Annotated in this window: 17 protein-coding genes and 5 tRNA genes; 15 read left to right on the forward strand and 7 right to left on the reverse strand. The window is 32.4% G+C overall.

The genetic code is table 11. The annotated features are described in order from the left end of the window. Window positions 1-114: 114 nt before the first annotated feature. Both B3J26_RS12720 and B3J26_RS12725 read left to right on the forward strand, forming a co-directional pair. Entirely contained in the window at window positions 115-2379 is a 2265-nt protein-coding gene (locus B3J26_RS12720; RefSeq protein ID WP_125349916.1) for an aconitate hydratase, read from the forward strand. A 173-nt stretch (window positions 2380-2552) separates the two neighbouring features. Then, window positions 2553-3347 carry a T9SS-dependent choice-of-anchor J family protein gene (locus tag B3J26_RS12725; RefSeq protein WP_291074752.1) on the forward strand — a complete coding sequence of 265 codons (795 nt, stop codon included), beginning with the start codon at window positions 2553-2555 and terminating at the stop codon, window positions 3345-3347. A 44-nt stretch (window positions 3348-3391) separates the two neighbouring features. On the opposite strand, the gene B3J26_RS12730 is transcribed toward B3J26_RS12725, so the two are convergent. Beyond that, complete coding sequence (locus B3J26_RS12730) at window positions 3392-4531, reverse strand: methionine aminotransferase (protein WP_291074753.1); 1140 nt, start codon at window positions 4529-4531, stop codon at window positions 3392-3394. A gap of 107 nt (window positions 4532-4638) precedes the next feature. Between B3J26_RS12730 and B3J26_RS12735 the strand changes: the two genes are divergently transcribed. The 4 genes from B3J26_RS12735 to B3J26_RS12750 are packed head-to-tail and all read left to right on the forward strand — an operon-like array spanning window position 4639 to window position 10317. Then, complete coding sequence (locus B3J26_RS12735) at window positions 4639-6489, forward strand: DNA topoisomerase IV subunit B (RefSeq protein WP_114998288.1); 1851 nt, start codon at window positions 4639-4641, stop codon at window positions 6487-6489. A gap of 42 nt (window positions 6490-6531) precedes the next feature. Further along, window positions 6532-7038 (forward strand): hypothetical protein, encoded by a 507-nt coding sequence (locus tag B3J26_RS12740; RefSeq protein WP_147279950.1) that lies wholly within the window; start codon window positions 6532-6534, stop codon window positions 7036-7038. A gap of 4 nt (window positions 7039-7042) precedes the next feature. After that, window positions 7043-9610 carry a DNA gyrase/topoisomerase IV subunit A gene (locus tag B3J26_RS12745; RefSeq protein ID WP_038335009.1) on the forward strand — a complete coding sequence of 856 codons (2568 nt, stop codon included), beginning with the start codon at window positions 7043-7045 and terminating at the stop codon, window positions 9608-9610. Beyond that, entirely contained in the window at window positions 9610-10317 is a 708-nt protein-coding gene (locus tag B3J26_RS12750) for a rhomboid family intramembrane serine protease (RefSeq protein WP_221854410.1), read from the forward strand. Before B3J26_RS12745 ends, B3J26_RS12750 begins: the two co-directional genes overlap by 1 nt. 68 nt (window positions 10318-10385) lie before the next feature. On the opposite strand, the gene B3J26_RS12755 is transcribed toward B3J26_RS12750, so the two are convergent. Beyond that, complete coding sequence (locus B3J26_RS12755; RefSeq protein ID WP_038334971.1) at window positions 10386-11018, reverse strand: C40 family peptidase; 633 nt, start codon at window positions 11016-11018, stop codon at window positions 10386-10388. Window positions 11019-11236: 218 nt separating this feature from the next. Here B3J26_RS12755 and B3J26_RS12760 point away from each other — a divergent pair. The 5 genes from B3J26_RS12760 (at window position 11237) to B3J26_RS12780 (ending at window position 12269) form a co-directional block, all read left to right on the forward strand. Further along, window positions 11237-11308: transfer RNA gene (locus B3J26_RS12760), tRNA-Glu, on the forward strand. A 94-nt stretch (window positions 11309-11402) separates the two neighbouring features. Further along, the gene (gene rpsT / locus B3J26_RS12765) at window positions 11403-11657 is read left to right on the forward strand and encodes a 30S ribosomal protein S20 (protein WP_038334974.1); all 255 of its coding nucleotides are present in this window, start codon (window positions 11403-11405) and stop codon (window positions 11655-11657) included. A gap of 12 nt (window positions 11658-11669) precedes the next feature. Then, window positions 11670-11741 (forward strand) — tRNA-Glu (locus tag B3J26_RS12770). A gap of 286 nt (window positions 11742-12027) precedes the next feature. Continuing rightward, window positions 12028-12099, forward strand: a tRNA-Glu gene (locus tag B3J26_RS12775). A 98-nt stretch (window positions 12100-12197) separates the two neighbouring features. Then, window positions 12198-12269: transfer RNA gene (locus B3J26_RS12780), tRNA-Glu, on the forward strand. A gap of 131 nt (window positions 12270-12400) precedes the next feature. On the opposite strand, the gene B3J26_RS12785 is transcribed toward B3J26_RS12780, so the two are convergent. Continuing rightward, window positions 12401-14122: an ABC transporter ATP-binding protein gene (locus B3J26_RS12785; protein WP_291074757.1), complete on the reverse strand. Its 1722-nt coding sequence runs from the start codon at window positions 14120-14122 to the stop codon at window positions 12401-12403. Window positions 14123-14314: 192 nt separating this feature from the next. On the opposite strand from B3J26_RS12785, the gene B3J26_RS12790 reads away from it, so the two are divergent. Beyond that, the gene (locus tag B3J26_RS12790) at window positions 14315-15736 is read left to right on the forward strand and encodes a hemolysin family protein (RefSeq protein ID WP_114998216.1); all 1422 of its coding nucleotides are present in this window, start codon (window positions 14315-14317) and stop codon (window positions 15734-15736) included. A 52-nt stretch (window positions 15737-15788) separates the two neighbouring features. Here the strand turns inward: B3J26_RS12790 and B3J26_RS12795 are convergent, their stop codons facing one another. After that, window positions 15789-16496: a 3'-5' exonuclease gene (locus B3J26_RS12795; RefSeq protein WP_038334981.1), complete on the reverse strand. Its 708-nt coding sequence runs from the start codon at window positions 16494-16496 to the stop codon at window positions 15789-15791. Continuing rightward, a complete protein-coding gene (locus tag B3J26_RS12800; RefSeq protein ID WP_291074754.1) occupies window positions 16471-17676 on the reverse strand; it encodes a serine hydrolase domain-containing protein in 1206 nt (401 codons plus the stop codon). Before B3J26_RS12800 ends, B3J26_RS12795 begins: the two co-directional genes overlap by 26 nt. A 135-nt stretch (window positions 17677-17811) precedes the next feature. Here B3J26_RS12800 and B3J26_RS12805 point away from each other — a divergent pair, with 135 nt between their 5' ends. The 3 genes from B3J26_RS12805 (at window position 17812) to B3J26_RS12815 (ending at window position 18963) form a co-directional block, all read left to right on the forward strand. Beyond that, window positions 17812-18414 (forward strand): superoxide dismutase, encoded by a 603-nt coding sequence (locus B3J26_RS12805; protein WP_038334988.1) that lies wholly within the window; start codon window positions 17812-17814, stop codon window positions 18412-18414. 69 nt (window positions 18415-18483) lie between these two features. Then, a complete protein-coding gene (gene folB / locus B3J26_RS12810; RefSeq protein ID WP_038334989.1) occupies window positions 18484-18840 on the forward strand; it encodes a dihydroneopterin aldolase in 357 nt (118 codons plus the stop codon). 52 nt (window positions 18841-18892) lie between these two features. Then, a tRNA-Cys gene (locus tag B3J26_RS12815) sits at window positions 18893-18963 on the forward strand. A 458-nt stretch (window positions 18964-19421) separates the two neighbouring features. On the opposite strand, the gene B3J26_RS12820 is transcribed toward B3J26_RS12815, so the two are convergent. Both B3J26_RS12820 and B3J26_RS12825 read right to left on the reverse strand, forming a co-directional pair. Beyond that, complete coding sequence (locus tag B3J26_RS12820) at window positions 19422-20147, reverse strand: LytR/AlgR family response regulator transcription factor (RefSeq protein WP_291074755.1); 726 nt, start codon at window positions 20145-20147, stop codon at window positions 19422-19424. After that, window positions 20144-20851: a sensor histidine kinase gene (locus tag B3J26_RS12825; protein WP_291074756.1), complete on the reverse strand. Its 708-nt coding sequence runs from the start codon at window positions 20849-20851 to the stop codon at window positions 20144-20146. Before B3J26_RS12825 ends, B3J26_RS12820 begins: the two co-directional genes overlap by 4 nt. Window positions 20852-21274: the final 423 nt, after the last annotated feature.

Below are 21274 nucleotides of genomic sequence, written 5' to 3' on the forward strand. Positions count from 1 at the left end.
GAATTGTTTTAAATAAGATTATTAGCACGGTAAAGAGTTAGTAGTTTACAAATAATTCAGTATATTGGGGTATGTTTTTTGATAAATTAAAACCAATTAAATAAATCAATTATTATGGCATTTGATATAAATATGATTAAAGGCGTTTATGCAAAAATGCAAGAACGTGTAGATGCTGCGAAAGCCATCGTAGGTCGCCCTTTGACTTATTCAGAGAAAATTTTATATGCTCACTTGTTTGACGGAAAACCTACACAAGCGTATACAAGAGGAGAATCTTATGTAGATTTTGCGCCAGATCGTGTAGCAATGCAAGATGCAACTGCTCAAATGGCTTTGTTGCAATTTATGCAAGCTGGAAAAACCAAAACGGCTGTTCCTTCTACGGTTCACTGTGATCACTTGATTCAAGCTAAAGTTGGTGCAAAAACCGATCTACAAGAGGCAATCAATAAATCTTCAGAAGTATTTAATTTCTTAGAATCAGTTTCTAATAAATATGGAATTGGATTCTGGAAACCAGGAGCAGGAATTATTCACCAAGTAGTTTTAGAAAACTATGCATTTCCAGGAGGAATGATGATTGGTACCGATTCTCACACGCCAAATGCAGGTGGATTAGGAATGGTAGCAATTGGTGTTGGTGGTGCTGATGCTGTTGATGTAATGTCTGGAATGGCTTGGGAATTAAAAATGCCAAAATTAATCGGAGTTAAATTAACGGGTAAATTATCTGGTTGGGCTGCTCCAAAAGACGTTATTTTAGAAGTTGCTGGACGTTTAACTGTAAAAGGTGGAACAGGAGCAATTGTAGAGTATTTTGGAGAAGGAGCAGAGTCTTTATCTGCAACAGGTAAAGGAACAATTTGTAATATGGGTGCAGAAATTGGAGCAACAACTTCAATCTTCGCTTATGATGATGCTTCAGAAAGATATTTAAGAGCGACTGATCGTAATGATGTTGCTGATGCTGCAAATGCTCACAAATCTTATTTACGTTCTGATGATGAAGTTTATGCAAATCCAGAAAACTTCTATGATCAATTAATTGAAATTAACTTATCTGAATTAGAGCCTCGTTTGAATGGTCCTTTTACGCCAGATTTAATGACACCAGTTTCTAAAATGAAAGAAACTGCTGCAGCTAATGGTTGGCCTTTAGATGTAGAATGGGGATTAATAGGGTCTTGTACAAACTCTTCTTACGAAGATTTAACACGTGCAGCTTCGATTGCGCAACAAGCTTTAGATAAAGGTTTAGAAGTGAAATCATCTTTTGGAATTAATCCTGGTTCTGAGGTAGTTCGTTATACTGCGGATCGTGATGGTTTATTAAAAACTTTCGAGGATTTAGATGCGGTTATCTTTACAAATGCTTGTGGACCTTGTATTGGTCAATGGGATCGTGAAGGTGCGGATAAAGAAGAAAAAAATACAATCGTTCATTCATTCAACCGTAATTTCAAAAAACGTGCGGACGGAAATCCAAATACATATGCTTTCGTAACATCGCCTGAAATGGTTGCGGCGATTGCAATTTCTGGACGTTTAGATTTTAATCCATTAACAGATAAATTAATCAATAAATTTGGTGAAGAAGTAATGTTAGATGCTCCAAAAGGAGAGGAATTACCAACAAAAGGTTATGCTTATGAAGATAATGGATATCAAGCACCTGTAGAAGATGGTTCTCGTGTAGAAGTGATCGTAAATCCAAATTCTGAGCGTTTACAATTATTAGAAGGTTTCAAACCTTGGAATGGTGAAAATATTACTGGAGCTAAATTATTAATCAAAGCATTTGGTAAATGTACAACTGACCATATTTCTATGGCTGGACCTTGGTTACGTTTCCGTGGACACTTAGATAATATTTCGAATAATACATTGATTGGTGCCGTAAATGCATTCAACCAAGAAACAAATTCAGTTAAAAATCAATTAACAGGAGAATACGGACCAGTTCCAGATACTGCACGTGCATATAAAGCGGCAGGTGTACCTTCTGTAATTGTTGGTGACGAAAACTATGGAGAAGGTTCTTCTCGTGAGCATGCGGCGATGCAACCACGTCATTTAGGAGCTGTTGCAGTTTTAGTACGTTCTTTTGCACGTATCCACGAAACAAATCTTAAAAAGCAAGGAATGTTAGCGTTGACATTTGCTGACAAAGCAGATTATGATAAAGTACAAGAAGATGATACAATCAACTTTATTGATTTAACGGAATTTGCGCCAGAAAAACCTTTAACAATCGAGTTTGTTCATGCAGATGGATCTAAAGATTTAGTTGTAGCAAATCATACATACAATACACAACAAATTGAATGGTTCAAAGCTGGTTCAGCATTAAATTTAATTAAAGCGCAACAAGCGTAATAATTAATTCAATTATAAAAGTAAAAGCCGATCTAGAAATACATCGGCTTTTTTTATTAAAAATATTTTTTCCTATTTAAAATTGAATAATATTTAAAAATAGTTACTTTTTTCTTAATTTTTTATGTTTGTTGTTGTTGAATTATTAAGTTTACAGTTAAACACATAATAATATGATTAAAAATTTATTTTTTATAGGATGTCTATTTTTGACTCCTCAACTTTTTGCACAAACAATCGTTTTTGAAGAAAACTTTGATACCCCAGAAAGACAAGCATTGTGGACGATTGGAGAATTAGATGGAGACGAAGATACTTGGGAGTTTGTAGATGCTGCAGAAGCTGAAACTCCTTCTTTTAGTGGTTCTTTTGCTTGGTCTTGGTCATGGTTTTTTGAGGCTTTAACACCTGATAATACATTAACAAGTCCAGTTTTTAAAATTCCTGAAGGAAACAAAACAGAATTGACTTTTAAGGTTTCTGCAGCAGATAATGAAGAAGGTTTTTTTGAAGAACATTACGCGGTTTATGTAATTTCTGCAAATTCAACTTTTACTGGTACAGAAACAGCAGCTTTTGAAGAAACATTAGATGCTGGATATTTTGATGTTGCTAAGACAGTTAATGTAGATATTTCAAAATATGCTGGACAAGATGTTCAATTGGTATTCAGACATTATAAATGTACAGATATTTTATACATTGGTTTAGATGATGTAAAAGTCACGCAAGAAAAATTAGCAACTTCTGATCTTAATAAATCAACTATTTCTGTTTATCAAGATAATGGATTGGTTAAAGTTTCAGGAATAAACGATGTCAAAAAAATTAAAATATTTGACATGTCAGGTAATCTCGTTAGAGAGGTTGATCAGTCAGAGGCAAATATTTCCGCTTTACCAAAAGGAATTTATATTGTTAATTTTTATTCTGGAGATAATGTTATTTCAAGAAAAATTGTAAAATAATAAAATAATAAAACGAGCTTTAAAATAGAGCTCGTTTTATTTTTCTACAAATTCTTCAAATTTTCTAAAGCCATTAAAAGTGTTTCATCCTTTTTAGCAAAACAAAATCGAATTACTTTGTTATCTGTTTTATCATGGTAAAATGCTGAAATTGGTATCGTCGCAACTTTATTTTTGATGGTTAACTGTTTTGCAAACTCATCATCAGATAAATCACTTATTTTAGCATAATTTGCACTTACAAAATAAGTTCCTTCGCAAGGCAAAACTTCAAAATTTGTTGAAGCTAAACCTTTAACAAATAAATCTCTTTTTTGTTGAAAAAAATCATTCAAATGCAAGTAATGATCAGGTTTTTCTAAATAATCTGCAATTGCATATTGTGATGGTGTATGCGTAGAAAAAGTATTGAATTGGTGACATTTTCTAAACTCTTTCATCAATTCTTTTTCGGCTAAAATATAACCGATTTTCCAACCAGTTATGTGAAATAATTTTCCGAAAGAACCTACGATGAAAATCTTGTCTTTTACTGATTTTAATTTTGCAAAACTTTGATGCGATTTTCCATCAAATGTAATGTGCTCATAAACTTCATCTGCAAGCAAATAACAATTTGAATCTTTTAGGATTTGTTCAAATTGTTTTAAATCATTTTCGGATAAAATTTTTCCAGTTGGATTATTCGGATTATTAACGATAATCAATTTCGTTTTATCATTAATTTTTTTCTTCAATTCTTCAAAATCGATAGAATATTCAGGATATTTTAGCTGAATTGGAACAATTTTTCCTCCAAATAATTCAACCGTTGGTTGATATAAATCGTAAGCAGGTTCAAAAATAATTACTTCATCATTTGGATGAATTAATGTAGAAACAACATTAAAAATCGCTTGACTTGCACCACTCGTAATGTTAATTTCATTCTGAAAATCGTAATCAGATTGATAAAGATTAGAATATTTTTCTGAAAGTAATACACGCAATTTTTCGACGCCAGTCATTGGCGCGTACTGATTGTAATTTTGTGTTGAATAATAATTTAAACGACTAATTAATTCAGAATCTGCATTAAAGTCAGGAAAACCTTGCGCTAAATTAATCGCTTGATGTTCATTTGCCAATTGACTCATTACCGAAAAAATGGTTGTCGAAACATTGGGTAGTTTAGATTTTATCATATTGGTAAATTAGGTCGTTTTTGCTCAAAATCAAAACAATGAACCTTAATATTTTTAGGAAATTTTTTCTTATTTTTGTAAAACTCGTTTAACACTCAACAACTCAAATGTCAGAATTAGATCAACAAGTAAATTATACGGAAGACAATATCAAAACCCTTGATTGGCGCGAACATATTCGCATGCGACCTGGGATGTATATTGGGAAGCTGGGAGATGGTTCGTCTCAAGATGATGGAATTTATATTTTGTTGAAGGAGATTGTAGATAACTGTATCGATGAATTTGTGATGGGTGCAGGAAAAACAATCGAAATTAATCTGCGCGAAGATGAGGTAACGGTTCGTGATTATGGACGTGGAATTCCGCTTGGAAAAATGGTTGACGCCGTTTCTAAGATGAATACAGGTGGTAAATATGATTCACAAGCTTTCAAAAAATCGGTTGGTTTAAATGGTGTTGGTACAAAAGCTGTAAATGCGTTGTCAACATCGTTTCGAGTGCAATCTATTCGAGATGGAAAAACACGTATTGCAGAGTTTGAGCAAGGGATTTTAGCAAATCAAGAAGATGAAAAAGAAACATCTTTACGAAAAGGAACTAAAATTACATTTATCCCAGATAAATCGATTTTCTTGAATTTTAAATTCAGAAAAGAATATGTAGACAAAATGTTGAAAAACTATGTTTACTTAAATCCAGGATTGAAAATTATTTTCAATGGAGAAGAATTCTTTTCGAAAGACGGATTGAAAGATTTATTGAATGATAATATCGAGGAAGAAACAATTTATGATATCATCCATTTGAAAGGAGAAGATATCGAAATTGCGATGACGCACAGCTCGAAATCATATTCGGAAACGTATTATTCTTTTGTGAATGGTCAAAATACAACGCAAGGAGGAACACATTTAACAGCTTTTAAAGAGGCTGTTGTGAAAACTGTTCGCGAATTTTATAATAAAAATTATGATCCTGCGGATATTAGAAAATCAATTATTGGAGCAATTTCGATCAAAGTAATTGAGCCAGTTTTTGAATCGCAAACAAAAACTAAACTTGGTTCGAATGAAATTGGACCAGGAATGACAACGGTTCGCACGTTTGTAAATGATTTTATCAAAACGAATCTTGACAACTTTTTACATAAAAATACAGAAGTTGCGCAAGCATTAGAACGCAAGATTAAACAATCAGAAACGGAACGAAAAGAGCTTTCTGGAATTCGAAAATTAGCGCGTGATCGCGCCAAAAAAGTTAGTTTACATAACAAGAAATTGCGCGATTGTCGTCAACATTATAATGATCCGAAAGCTGAATTACGTTTAGATACAACTATTTTTATTACCGAGGGAGATTCGGCAAGTGGATCGATTACCAAAAGTAGAAGTGTAGAAACGCAAGCGGTTTTTAGTTTGAGAGGAAAACCGTTGAATTCATACGGTTTGACAAAGAAAATTGTTTATGAAAACGAAGAATTTAATCTTTTACAAGCGGCATTAAACATCGAAGAAGGATTAGAAGATTTACGTTATAATAACGTTGTAATTGCAACTGATGCTGACGTTGATGGAATGCATATTCGCTTGTTGATTATTACATTTTTCTTGCAATTTTTCCCAGAACTGATCAAAGAAGGTCATTTGTATATTTTGCAAACGCCACTTTTTCGTGTGAGAAATAAAAAGGAAACACGTTATTGTTATTCTGAGCCTGAACGTATAAAAGCGTTGGAAGAAGTTAAAAATCCTGAAATTACACGATTCAAAGGATTAGGTGAAATTTCGCCAGACGAGTTCAAGCATTTTATCGGAAAAGATATTCGTTTAGAGCCTGTAATGATCGGAAAAGATCAAACCATCGAAAGTCTTTTAGAATTTTACATGGGAAAAAATACACCAACAAGACAAGAATTTATTATTAACAATTTAGCCATAGAATCTATTAAAAATTAAATAAAAACCAAACCAATCTTAACCTAAAACCTATTTTAAATTATGAAGAAAAATAATAAAAAGGTGATTCAGTTATTCAAAATGCTGAATCTCGCCATCGTTATTTTAATCATTCTAAACCTTATTATGTATACAGGTGTTTTACCGCACAAATATCACATAATACCACCTTATGTTGTTACGATTTTTATAGCGTTGCTAATATATGTAAGCTATAAAAGCGGAAATCAATTTTTTGCGATGGACACAAAAGGTGAAACCATAACTTTTGAAACGAAGAATGTTGGATTTTTATCCTTCTTAGATTCAAAAACAAACAAAATCGATTTACCGAAATATAAATTGATTAAATACGAATTTCAGAAAGGAATTCTTTCAAAAAGTATTGTCTTTTATATTGACAGTAAAAAGAATCCAACTAATTTAATAAAAGTCAAATTTCGTTTAGCATTTATTTCTAATCGAAATATTAATATTATTTTGACTGAATTAGACAAAATTGTGGAGTCTAATTATGTAGTCAAAGACAATGTAGAAGTAGCTATTTAACATGATGCAAGACAATCAAGAGAGCATCAAGAAGGTTTCTGGTATGTACCAAGAATGGTTTCTTGACTATGCCTCTTATGTAATTTTAGAACGAGCAATTCCATCTATTTATGATGGTTTGAAACCAGTTCAGCGTAGAATTTTACATTCAATGCGCGAGTTGGAAGACGGACGATATAACAAAGTTGCGAACATTGTAGGAAATACGATGAAATATCACCCGCATGGTGATATGGCGATTTCTGATGCAATGGTTCAAATTGGTCAAAAAGAATTGTTGATCGATATGCAAGGAAACTGGGGAAATATCTATACTGGTGACCGAGCGGCTGCGTCGCGTTATATCGAAGCTCGATTGACTAAATTTGCGTTAGAAGTTGTCTATAATCCAAAAACTACAAAATGGCAACCTTCTTATGATGGTCGAAATAAAGAACCAATCGATCTTCCAATCAAATTTCCTTTGCTTTTGGCACAAGGAGTTGAAGGAATTGCAGTTGGTTTGTCAACAAAGATTTTACCGCATAATTTCAATGAGTTAATTGATGCGTCAATTTTACATCTGAAAGGAAAGAAATTTCAAATTTTCCCAGATTTTTTAACTTCTGGTTTGGTTGATGTTTCTGACTATAATGATGGATTGCGTGGAGGTAAAGTGCGCATTCGTGCAAAGATTTTGCAAGAAGATAAAACGACGCTAAAAATTACGGAAATTCCTTACGGAACAACGACAGGATCTTTGATTGATTCGGTTTTGAAAGCCAATGATAAAGGTAAAATCAAGATCAAAAAGATTGAAGATAATACAGCGGCTGAGGTGGAGATTTTAATTCATCTTGTTCCGGGAAGTAGTCCAGATAAAACGATTGACGCATTGTATGCATTCACGGATTGTGAGATATCTGTTTCGCCAAATGCTTGTGTGATTAATGAGCAAACACCTGAATTTTTAACAGTTTCTGAAATTTTAATTCACAATACAAACAATACAGTTGAATTGTTGAAAAAAGAATTAGAAATTGAGTTAGATGAATTGCAGGAACAATGGCATTTTTCTTCGTTGGAAAGAATTTTTATCGAGAATAGAATTTATCACGATATCGAAGAAGAAGAAACATGGGAAGGTGTAATTTCTGCAATTGATAAAGGATTAAAACCGCATATTGCGCATTTAGTTCGTCCAGTTACGGAAGAAGATATTACACGTTTAACAGAAATTCGAATCAAACGTATTTCTAAATTTGATTTAGATAAAGCGCAACAATTCATAGAATCGTTAGAAGATAAAATCGAAAATGTAAAACATCATTTAGCAAATTTGATTGACTACGCGATTGATTATTTCAAAAATCTAAAGACAAAATACGGAAAAGGAAAAGAACGTAAAACAGAAATTAGAACATTTGATACGATTGATGCGACTAAAGTTGCCGTTGCAAATACACGTTTTTATGTGGATAGAAACGAAGGTTTTATCGGAACTTCATTGAAAAAAGATGAATATTTATTCGAATGTTCTGATATTGATGATATTGTGGTTTTCAAACATGATGGTTCGATGATTGTGACAAAAGTTGATGCAAAAACGTTTGTTGGAAAAGGAATTATTCATGTCGGAATTTGGCACAAAAATGATAAACGTACTATCTATAACTTGATTTATCGCGATGGTAAAAATGGTCCGGCTTATCAAAAACGTTTTGCTGTAACAGGAATTACGCGAGACAAAGAATACGATTTAACGGCTGGTAACAAAGGTTCGGAAGTGTTGTATTTTTCAGCGAATCCAAATGGTGAAGCCGAAGTTGTATCAATTATTCTGAAAACTCATCAACGAATCAAAAAGTTAAAATTCGATATTAATTTTGCTGATTTAGCGATTAAAGGTCGTGCATCAAAAGGTAATTTAGTAACAAAATATCCAATCAAAAAAGTAGAATTGAAAGAGGAAGGAGTTTCGACTTTAGCTCCTCGTCAAATTTGGTTTGATACGGATACAAAACGTCTAAATGCTGATGGATTGGGACTTTTATTAGGTTCTTTCAAAGGTGATGATAAAATTTTAACGATTAATAAAAAAGGTGAAGCGAAATTGGTTTCGTTTGATTTGAGTAATCGTTTTGACGAAGATTTAGAGATTATCGAGAAATGGAAACCTGCAAAACCGATTTCTTGCGTGTATTATGATGCAGAAAAAGATCGTTATTTTGTGAAACGTTTCCTTTTAGAAGATACGTTTTCTCCACAAGCTTTTTATACGTTAGAAGATGGTAAATCATCAATCAAAGTTGTTTCGACCGATTACTTACCAGTTATTGAGTTGATTTTCCCGAAAGTAAAAGGTTTAGAAAAAGAACCAGAAGTGATAAATTTAGAAGAATTTATTACTGTTAAAGGAATTAAAGCGCAAGGAAATCAGTTGACAACGTATAAATTAAAACAAATTAATGTGTTGGAACCGCTTCCTTTCGAAGAGCCAGAAGAAGAGGAAGAACCAGAAGAAGAGCCGCAGCCGACGCTATTTGATGCAATCGAGGAGAATAATAATGAAGAAGAAAATATAGAAGAATAATGGGAGACATCTCTATTGTGGCATTAGTCGTTATTGGACTAAATGTTTTGGTAAGTTGGAAAGGTTTTAACGATTTAGCTTTTTTTGAAAAATATAAATTCCAAGTTGGGTCGATATTATATAATAAGGAATACTATAGAATTTTAAGTTCAGGATTTTTACATGTTGATTTTACTCATTTGTTATTCAATATGTTAACTCTTTACTTTTTTGCGAATCCTGTTATCGGTTTTTTTGCAAGTCCAGAAGGATTTTTATTAGGAGACTTTTCGAATGCTAAACTAAATGTAGGTTACGGAATGTTTCTTTTAGTTTTTTTTGTAGCGGTTATTGGCGGAAATATTTTGTCGTTGTTGATTCACAAGAAAGAAACTTTTTATTCGGCAGTAGGAGCTTCTGGTGGAGTGACAGGGGTTTTATTCGCTGCAATTGCAGCTTTTCCTGAAATGGAATTAAGATTATTTTTTGCTTTACCAATTCCAGCCTGGATTTTCGGGATCTTATATTTAGGATATTCAGTTTATGGAATGAAAACTAATTTAGGGAACATCGGACATTCAGCGCATTTAGGTGGAGCAATTGTGGGATTATTATCTGCAATATTATTTTACCCAACTATTTTACAAATCAATACATATTATATTTTAGGAATGATTGTTCCATTAATTGTATTGTTTGTGATGATTTTGAGAGAACATCGAAAATAAAAAATAAGACAAAAAAAGCATCAAGTAATCTTGATGCTTTTTTTTATGATAATGAAATTATACTATTATTATAATATTCTTTTTACGTATAAGAATTTTGGTCCCCAATATCTATCATTCAAAGAAGATACCATAACACCTTGAGAAGTAGATGAATGAATAAATTCTAAAACTCCATCTTTATTTCTTCCATGAACAATTCCTACATGCGAAACTCTACCACGACCTCTTGTTGCAAAGAAAACTAAATCTCCTTCTTTTGCTTCGTCTGTACTAACTGTAAAGCCTTCTCTTGCCTGATCAGCAGATACACGAGGTAAATTTTTATTGAAAGTTTCGAAAACGTTTCTAACAAAGGCAGAACAATCAATACCACTTCTTGTTGTGCCTCCGTATCGGTAAGGTGTACCAATATACGTTTCTGCTTCTTTTAATAAAAACCCTGCAAACAATTCATTCGTTTCTTCTAAAACGCTGTTTAACACAACCATAGATTTCGCTTCATCGTTAATTTCTATTGGTGTAACATCTAAATTGGCATGTTTATTGATTATTTTAGCTTGAGCTTCAATAGCTCTTGGTTTCGGTACGAAACTTCTCGAAGAATATTCTGTAGCTTCACTAACTGGGGTTAAAGATGAACATGATGTAATAAACATCGTGCAAACCACTGCAGCTACACCTAATATCGATGCTTTCATATATTGAGTATTCGTTTGTATAAATTTTAATAGCACCGCTAAAGTAATTGTTAAAATTATAACTCATTATATATAAGAGTTGTTTTGACAAAATATTAACTTCCTTAACATTTTTTAACAAAAACATATTCAAAAAAACTTTTAAATATATTTGGAAGTCCAAAAAATTGTTCTACATTTGCACTCGCTTTTCACAACAAGTGGTTAAGCCGTCATGCGGCCCATTCGTCTAGTGGTTAGGACATCAGGTTTTCATCCTGGAAACAGGAGTTCGATTCTCCTATGGGCTACATAAAAGTGTTTTAGAAAATTATTAAATTAATTTGGCGAGATAAAATATTTGTTTATATCTTTGCCGAACTAAAATAGAAAGAGATTTAAGTTATGGCAAATCATAAGTCAGCATTAAAAAGAATTAGACAGTCAGCGGTAAGACGCGATCGTAATAAATATTATCACAAATCAGCTCGTACAGCTATTAAAGCTTTAAGATCTGAGTCTGATAAAAATGAAGCAGAAACAGTTTTTCCGAAAGTTTCTTCAATGATTGATAAGTTAGCAAAAAGAAACATTATTCACAAGAATAAAGCTTCAAACTTAAAATCAAAGTTAGCGAAACATATTGCGGGATTAGCTTAATAAAATAAAAGTGGTCCCTTCGTCTATCGGTTAGGACACTAGATTTTCATTCTAGAAAGAGGGGTTCGATTCCCCTAGGGACTACAAATTAATAGATGGATTGCATTATTGCAATCTTTTTTTTCCTTGTTCATAGTTGTTGATTTTTTAAACAACCAGTAGAATACTGTGTAAAGGAAATTGTTTTTTGTGTTTTGTTTGTAAAGGTTAATCATAATGTTTAGATGATTAATCGGGAATGAAAATGTCGCTGTATAATTCAACTTGGTTCAAATTATTAGAATTATACATCGACTTTTCTACAACTCCCAACACAAAATGACGTTCATTCAAAATAAATAATATTCGAATTAATTAATTCATATTAAGTGGTCCCTTCGTCTATCGGTTAGGACACTAGATTTTCATTCTAGAAAGAGGGGTTCGATTCCCCTAGGGACTACAATTTGACTTGATTAAAAAAAATAGTATAAATTTTTCGAAAATTGTTTGGTAATAAAAAATAAACGTTTATTTTTGCACCACAATAATACGAAAGGAGGTCCCTTCGTCTATCGGTTAGGACACTAGATTTTCATTCTAGAAAGAGGGGTTCGATTCCCCTAGGGACTACTAAAAAGCATTCAGATTTGGATGCTTTTTTTATTTTGAAATAGTTTAGTTTATATTGATTTATTGCGATCAATAAAAAAGCGTTTGAGGAAATAAACTTCAAACGCTTTTTGCTTTTATAAAAGATCCTTTTATAGCTTTGGAATAGCTTCTATCAATTCTTTGGTATAGTTTGTTGTCGGATGCGCATAAACCTTGTCTGCATCGTTCAATTCTTTCATTTCTCCGTGTTGCATCACCAATAATTGATCGCTCATATATTTTACAACCGCCAAATCGTGCGAGATAAATATATAGGTAAATCCAAATTCTGTTTTCAAATCATTTAATAAATTCAAAACTTGTGCCTGAACAGAAACATCCAACGCAGAAACAGATTCATCACAAATGATAAATTTAGGATTTAAAGCCAAAGCACGAGCAATCCCGATACGTTGACGTTGCCCACCAGAGAATTCGTGCGGATATTTGTTCAAATCTTGATCTGATAAACCCACTTTTTGTAAAAGAGATGAAGCCGTTTTTAATCGCTCAGCTTTATTCAGACCAATATTATGCACTTGCATTGGTTCTGTAATAATTTGCGCAATGGTTTGGCGAGGATTTAAACTTGAATATGGATCTTGGAAAATAATCTGAATTTCTCTTCTTAATTTACGAATTTGCTCTTTTTTTAGTTTCGTAATATCTATACCATTATAATAAATTTCGCCGGCAGTTGATTTTTCTAATAACAAAACCGTTCTACTCAAGGTTGTTTTTCCAGAACCCGATTCGCCAACCAAGCCCATTGTTTCACCTGGATATACTTTGAATGAAATATCATCGACAGCTTTTACATTCGGGATTGTAGCGTTTCCAAATAGAGTCGAAGGATAGAAATATTTCTTCAAGTTCTTAACCTCTAAAATTGGAGGATTTACATAAATTTTTTCGTGAAAAGCTTCTCGTTCCTCTTCTGTATAGATTTCAGTTTTGAAATTTGGATTTTCTAAGAAATCTTTCACCGTAGGTAAACGTTTTGCGCGTTCATCCAATCGAGGTCGACAAGCAATTAAACCTTTTGTATAATTTTCTTTCGGATGATTAAAAATAGTTTCCACATTTCCTTGTTCTACAACATCACCACGAAACATCACCAAAACTTCTTCGCAAACATTTGCAATTACGCCCAAATCGTGAGAAATAAACAACATGCTCATGTTATTTTTTTCTTGTAATTCTTTCAATAAATCTAACGTTGCTTTTTGTACCGTAACGTCCAAAGCTGTTGTTGGTTCGTCAGCAATCAATAATTTCGGCTCGCAAGAAATCGCCATTGCAATCATTACACGTTGCTTTTGTCCACCAGATAATTCGTGCGGATAGGCTTTATAAATACGTTCGGGATTTGGTAATTTTACTTGTTCAAAAAGATGAAGAACTTTCTTTTTAGCTTCTTCTTTCGATAAATTTTGATGCAAACGAATCTCTTCTTCCACTTGTTCCCCGCAACGTAAACTTGGATTTAGAGAAGTCATTGGTTCTTGAAAAATCATTCCGATTTCATTTCCTCTTATTTCCTCCAGTTCTTTAGGCGAAAGTTTAAGCAAATCGATCATTTTATCATCTTGACGAAAAAGAATTTCACTTTCGGGATGAATTGTCACATTAGGAGACAATAAACCCATAATTGCCAATGAAGTTAATGACTTTCCAGAGCCGGATTCTCCAACAATTCCTAATGTATCACCTTGTTCTACTTTGAAATTGATGTTATTCAAAACTTGTTTATCTCCAAAAGAAATCGATAATTTTTTGATCTCGATAATATAATGTAAATCTTGCTTTTGCATGGCAAATTGTTGCTTGATAAATGAAGTGGAAATTTAGTGATTTTTTAATCATTTTCTCGAATCAATAATTTCTAAGATTTTGTATTTATAAATTTTGTAATTTTGCTACGAATCAAAACGTTGTGATTTTTATTTTTTTTTATTAATTTAGATGTATTGATTTACTGGCTTATAAAAACTTATAACAAGTCAGTTTTTTAAATTCGAAGAATGGATACATACTCCCAGATTTCGACATTGTTTTTAGTCGCTAATCACAATGTCGCCGATGAAATTTCTGTAGCAAAACTTTTGCTTACAATTTTCCTTGTTTTATTAAATGGTTTTTTCGTTGCAGCCGAGTTTGCAATTGTAAAAGTACGTTCGTCACAAATTGAAGTTAATCAAGATATTAACGAAAGAACTTCAAATGCTGCAAAACGAATCGTTAATCATTTAGATTCTTATCTTGCCGCAACACAATTAGGTATTACATTAGCTTCGCTTGGTCTTGGTTGGGTTGGAGAAAGCTCTTTAACACCTGTAATCGTAAAACTTTTTGAAGTAGTTGGTTTAACTTCTCCTTCTTGGACAGCGATTGCGCATAATGTTGCGTTTCCAGCAGCTTTCGTTATCATTACTATTTTGCACATTGTTTTTGGTGAATTAGCACCGAAATCTATTGCGATTCAGTATCCAACAAAAACTACTTTTACAGTAGCTTGGCCTCTTCGTGCATTTTATTTTGTTTTCAAACCTCTTATTGTTTTAATGAATGGTTTGGCAAATGTAATTCTTCGTGCGATTGGAATTCATCCTATTCATGGAGGTGAAATTCACACAGAAGAAGAGTTGAAAATGATTATTACAGAAAGTTCTGAAGGTGGAGCAATTGAAGAATCTGAGCGTAATTTAATTCAAAATGTGTTTGAGTTTGATGATCGTCGAGTGATGAATATTCAAACATTACGTAAAAATGTTTCTGCAATTAATATTAATACTTCTGTAAAAGATGCGTTAGATTATGCGATTAATGAAGGTTATTCGCGTTATCCTGTTTACGAAGAAGAATTTGATAATATAAAAGGTATCATTTACGCTAAGGATTTAATCAAGCAATTATTGGAAAATCCAAATCAAACTGAAATTGAAGGATTGTTGCGAGAGCCAATTTTTATCTCAGAAAATGCATTGATTAAGAATGTAATGAAACAATTTCAGAAAAAACATATGCAAATTGCAATTGTAACAAATGAAGTTGGTGAAGTTGCAGGAATTGTTTCGATGGAAGATATTTTGGAGGAGTTGGTTGGAGAAATTCAAGACGAATATGATAACGAAGATCCGATAGTTTCTCGTGTTTCTGAAGGTGTTTATAATATAAATGCACACAACGCGATAAGCGATATTAATCGTTTAGTACCGTTTAGATTCGAAGAAAGTGAACATTATGATACGTTGGCTGGATTGATTTCTGAATGTTATCCTGATAAAGAATTAACGGAAGGAGATTTGATTGATTTGGAAGAATATACAGGAACAATTATCAAAATGTACCGAAATTCTGTTGAGCAAGTTCAATTGAAAGTGAAAGATGAATTGATTGAAAACTTTCGCGATGAACCAGATTCAGCCGAAGATGATGAAAATTAATCATTAGAAAATATAGAATAAAAAATCCGCTCATTAGCGGATTTTTTCGTTTTTATAAATCTTCTTTTCGTTGTAAAGGTTGATCGTAGCGCATTTTTCGGAAAACATTAATCAAGGTTACAACATCTTTTTCACAATAATCTTTGATGCGTTCTACATTGTTTTCATCGTAATAAACTCGTGCAACTTGTGAACCATCGATATCATCTTTTGGTGTTGGAATTTCGAAAACATTTGCCAATAAATCTAACGATGTAAAGTTCTTGTAATCGCCAAATTTCCATAATTCCATTGTATCCAAATGCTGAACTTCCCATGGCTTTTTACCAAATAATTGCAAAATAGCTGGAATTTCAATTTGATTAATCATCATTCGGCGAGCGATGTACGGAAAATCAAACTCTTTTCCGTTGTGTGCACATAAAATATGATCAGGCTTGAAAAAATTTTCAATCAACATTGAATTAAAATCTTCTAACAATTTCTTTTCGTCGTGACCATAAAAACTTTTGATATGAATAAAAGAATCTTTAACTACAATTCCGACTGAAATGCATACAATTTTTCCAAATTCAGCCATGATTCCAGCACGTTCGTGATAAAATTCTTCAGGAGAAATTTCATTATTATTGCGTTGATAAGCTGTTTTCTTTTCCCAAAGAGCTTGTGTTCTTTCAGACAAAAGATTCCAATCATCGGTTTGTGGAACCGTTTCGATATCTAAAAATAATATTTTACTGTAAGGAATTCGTTGGATCATTTTCTTTCACTTTTTGATTAATTCGCATTGCTTCGTCTACCAATCGGTAAACATCGCCATCTGCAATTGGATGATTGTTTGGTTGATCATTATGCGTTTTTCCAGTTCGAACAATAACTAATTTTTCTGAAGGAATTACAATGATACGTTGTCCCAAATGTCCTAACATTGCATAAAAAGGCGTTTTGTAATTGTAATCCATCCAAACTGAATAACCATAAATTTGTGGCTCATTTGGTCCGAATGCTTTTTTGTTTGGTAAAACCATTTTCTGAACAAATGCTGAATCTAAAATTTGTTTACCGTACCAATTTCCATCATTCAATAATAATTGTCCAAGTTTGGCAAAATCTCGCGCTGTTGCATTGAAGCAACAATAGGTTTTCTCCATTCCTTTCGGATTATCTTTCGACCATTGCGCATCTAATTCCATACCCATTGGTTGCCAAAATTCTTCTTGAAAATATTGTGATAACGATTTATTTTTTAACGCGCGTTCAATCACAATTCCTAATAATTGTGTGTCACTCGATTGATATTTGAAATGGCCTCCTGGTTGAGAAACAAATTTTCGAGCTAACATTTGTTTAACGATATCATCGCCATAATATGCTTTTGCAGTAGGATTTAGAGGAAAATAATAATCTTCGTCCCAATCATAACCAGAAGTCATCGCAGATAAATCACCAACGGTGCATTCAGCTCCAAATTTATCGTTTTTAAATTCGGGAATAAAATCTGTTATTTTTTGATCTAAACCTTTGATATAACCTTGTTCAATCGCTTTTCCTAACATCATTGTCGTGAATGTTTTCGCCATCGAAAAAGAATTGGTAATATCATTTTGCGCATATCCATTGAAATAATATTCGCTCAAAATTTGATTATCTTTTATAATAACTAACCCAGCAGTTCCGAAATCGTTCATCTCCTTTTCGAAATTAGCTGACAACGGAAATTGATTATAATCTAAATGTTGATGCCAAACTCGCGGTGCACCTGCCAAAATTACATTGTTATCAAAATCTTTGTAATCGTTGATATTTGCAGTGCTTTCACCTTTCATATAGGTTAATTTTACGCCACGAAAAATGTAGTCATTCCCTGTTGCATAAAGAATTAGGATTAATACACAAATGATTATGATGAACCATTTTATTATTTTCCAAAGTATTTTCATTTCAAAAATTTAGAATCTTTTACTAAAATAAGCTTTTACTATTAAATAATGTTAAAATTCTATCATTTCGGAATCATATTTGTTGAGTTATTGTGTATCTTTATACAAGAAAATTAAATCTAAAAAATAAATATTATGGCTTTTGAATTAGCAAAATTACCTTATGCATTTGATGCATTAGAACCTCATATTGACGCAAAAACAATGGAAATTCACCATGACAAACACCATGCTGCGTACACAAATAACTTGAATGCTGCTATTGAAGGAACTGATTTAGCAAATGCTACAATCGAAGAAATTTTAGCAAAAGGAACTGACAAACCAGCTGTTCGTAACAATGGTGGTGGTTTCTATAATCACAATTTATTCTGGGAAATTTTAACTCCAGGTGGTGCTAATCAACCAACTGCAGAAGTTGCTGATGCAATTAACGCTGCTTTTGGATCTTTTGAAGCTTTCAAAGATGAGTTTTCTAAAGCTGCTGCAACACGCTTTGGTTCTGGATGGGCTTGGTTAATCGTAAAAGATGGAAAATTAGTTGTAACATCAACTCCAAATCAAGATTCTACTTTGATGCCTGTTGCTGATGTACAAGGATTTCCAGTTTTAGGATTAGATGTTTGGGAACATGCTTATTACTTAAATTACCAAAACCGTCGTCCTGATTATATCGAGGCTTTCTTCTCTGTAATTAACTGGGATAAAGTTGCGGAAAGATTTGCATCTGCTAAATAATAAGGTTTAAAAAATTAAACAATACAAGACTTGTGTAGAAATACGCAAGTCTTTTTTTATCTTTGGACTATGGGTGTAATAATTTTAGAAAATATAAAAATATATTCGAATCACGGATGTTTAGACGAAGAAGCACGTATTGGTTCTGATTATTTGGTTGATTTGGAAGCGCATGCAGACTTTACGAAAGCAACAGAATCGGATGAATTGGTTGATGCTTTGGATTATGTTTCGTTAAATAAAATTGTGAAGGAAGAAGTAGGTATTCGTTCAAAACTTTTGGAACATGTTTGCAAAAGAGTGTTAGATCGTATAGGTCAAGAACTTACGAATGTCACGTATGCAAAAGTAAAATTATCAAAGCTGAATCCTCCTATTGGTGGGCATGTAGAAAAAGTGAGTGTTATTTTAGAAAAATCGTATTAAACTTTTTTTTTCTGAAATTATTGCTATATTTGCAATCCAAAACAACGGGAATGGTTCCTTGACCGAGAGGCTAGGTAGCGGTCTGCAAAACCGTCCACAGCGGTTCGAATCCGCTAGGAACCTCAAGATTAATTGATGATCAACAAGTTAAAAGACGTTTATGCATATTTTTTGCATAACGTCTTTTTTTTTATGCTTCAGTTTTATTTTCATAATTTATTATATTTGATGAATACTAATATGAATCATATTTGGATTGATGTTTAGGAACAATAATTGGCTCATAGCTCTCTTTATGATCTTGTGGAACATCTATCGTAGATTCTCCATATTAGCTTTTAAACGTTTTGAAGTTGTACCATTACGTGCATTTGGATTATTACTTTTCTCATTTTTTGGAATAACCTAAATGTACTTGAAGTTAGCCTTGCAGCATGGCTTCTGATAAATCAGAATGCAATTCTTTTATTTTAAAGAAAAGTCTTGATGATTTTGATATAGGGGAGTATATCTAACAACAATGATTTAATAATTAAAATACAGAATATTCAAAACTCATATTGAATAAAGAAAGACATTTTTTAATCCTCCATTTTTATATAACCTTCGCCATAATTATCAAAAAATAATTTACGATAAGTAGAACCTATTGCAATCGCAACATCATCGATGTACAACGTGTTATAATCAAAAGAAGTGATATGATTCTTGTTTACAATATATGATTTGCTTACTCTGTAAAAGCTTGTATTTGGAAGTTTTGTATGTATCGTTTTTAGATTCATAGCCGTTATCAACTTTTGCTTGTCTGTATAAATAATAACATAATCTTTCAACGCTTCGATATGCGTAATATCCTCAAAATTTAGTTTATGAAATCTTCGGTCTGCTTTGATAAACATAAACTGCTCTGAATTTGATTCAATTGTTGATTTTATGGTGTTATCTGATAATAATTGATGCAATAATTCTGCTTTTGAAATCGCTTTTTTTAGCCGTTCTTGCGAAATAGGTTTCAATAAATAATCTATCGCATCTAACTCGTAGCCATCAATCGCAAACTGTGGATAAGCCGTCGTAAAAATAAATAATGTAATCGTAGGCAATTGTTTTGCGAGTTCGAGACCATTTATGGATGGCATCTCAATATCCAAAAAAACTAAATCGACGTGATTATTTTTAGTAAAATCAAGCGCTTTGGTTGCATTACCAAAACTTCCAATAATTTCAATAGATTCAAAACCATTTAGTTCCTCCGATAATTCCTCACGCGCAAGAGGTTCATCATCAATTATAATACATTTCATAAAGGCAGATTTAAAGTGACAACAAATTCTTTTTCTTTCTTTTTTAGTTTCAACTCGTAGCTGTCGCCGTACAAAAGCTCTAATCTTCTTTTGATATTCGTAAGCCCGATTCCTTTATTTTTTGTATCAGAAATTTTAAAATCTGGACAGATAGAATTGCTACATTCAAAATGCAACATAAGATTTGTTATGCTAAAATTAATATTGATATAAGACGCATTATCATTAACATCGACACTATGTTTAACTGCATTTTCGATAAAAACGGTAAATAAGTTTGAAGGAATTAAACGTCGGTTAAGTGATTCCGAATTAATTGTATTGTTGATTTTTACTGTAAAATCGTCCCGCCTTTTTTGCTCTAATTCCAAATAATTGGTAAGAAATAAAATCTCTTGACACAAATTGTTTTTATTGTTTCGATTTTCATACAACTGAAAACGCAGAAATTCAGACAACTTCACAACTGTATTCACAGCTTCTTCTGGATTTTTTTGGATAAGTGCTTTTACACTGTTCAAATTATTGAATAAAAAATGGGGATTAATTTGATTTTTTAATTCCGCTAATTCCATTTTATGCGTTAGTTTTTCTAGTTCGATAATCTTCTCTTTATCAATAATCCAATTCTGCGCTAATCTTGTTGTTGTTGTAATCATGATAAAACTAATCGAAGTAAAAATTCCATAGATTGGCTGTAGCATAAAGAATTCACCTTTTGGAGTATTTAAATGTAGGATATATCGATTCGTTAAAAGCACGATACTTAGGGTTACAATAACTAAACAGATTAAAAGCGAGAAATAGGTCAGGTATTTTCTGTCCAAAAATTTAGGAACCAAATAATAGGTGTTGATGTAAAACATGATGACAAAAAAAGTGTACACGCTAACAAACCAATAAATACGGTCTTCTTTGGGAAATCTGATGTAAAATCCTGAGCAATACAAGAAAATGAAGAAAAATAGTAGAAAAATGATTTGCCTAACCAATTTCAATTTCTTGTTCAATAAAAAAGCTATAATTTTCTCCTCCATTTCGATTTATTTAGAGATAGTAATTACTCAAAATATTTAGATTGCTAAATTACTTCTTTATAAAAGACAACCCGTAGTGCATTTGTATTA

The organism is Empedobacter sp. UBA5987 (genome assembly GCF_002429865.1).
Taxonomy (GTDB): domain Bacteria; phylum Bacteroidota; class Bacteroidia; order Flavobacteriales; family Weeksellaceae; genus Empedobacter; species Empedobacter falsenii_B.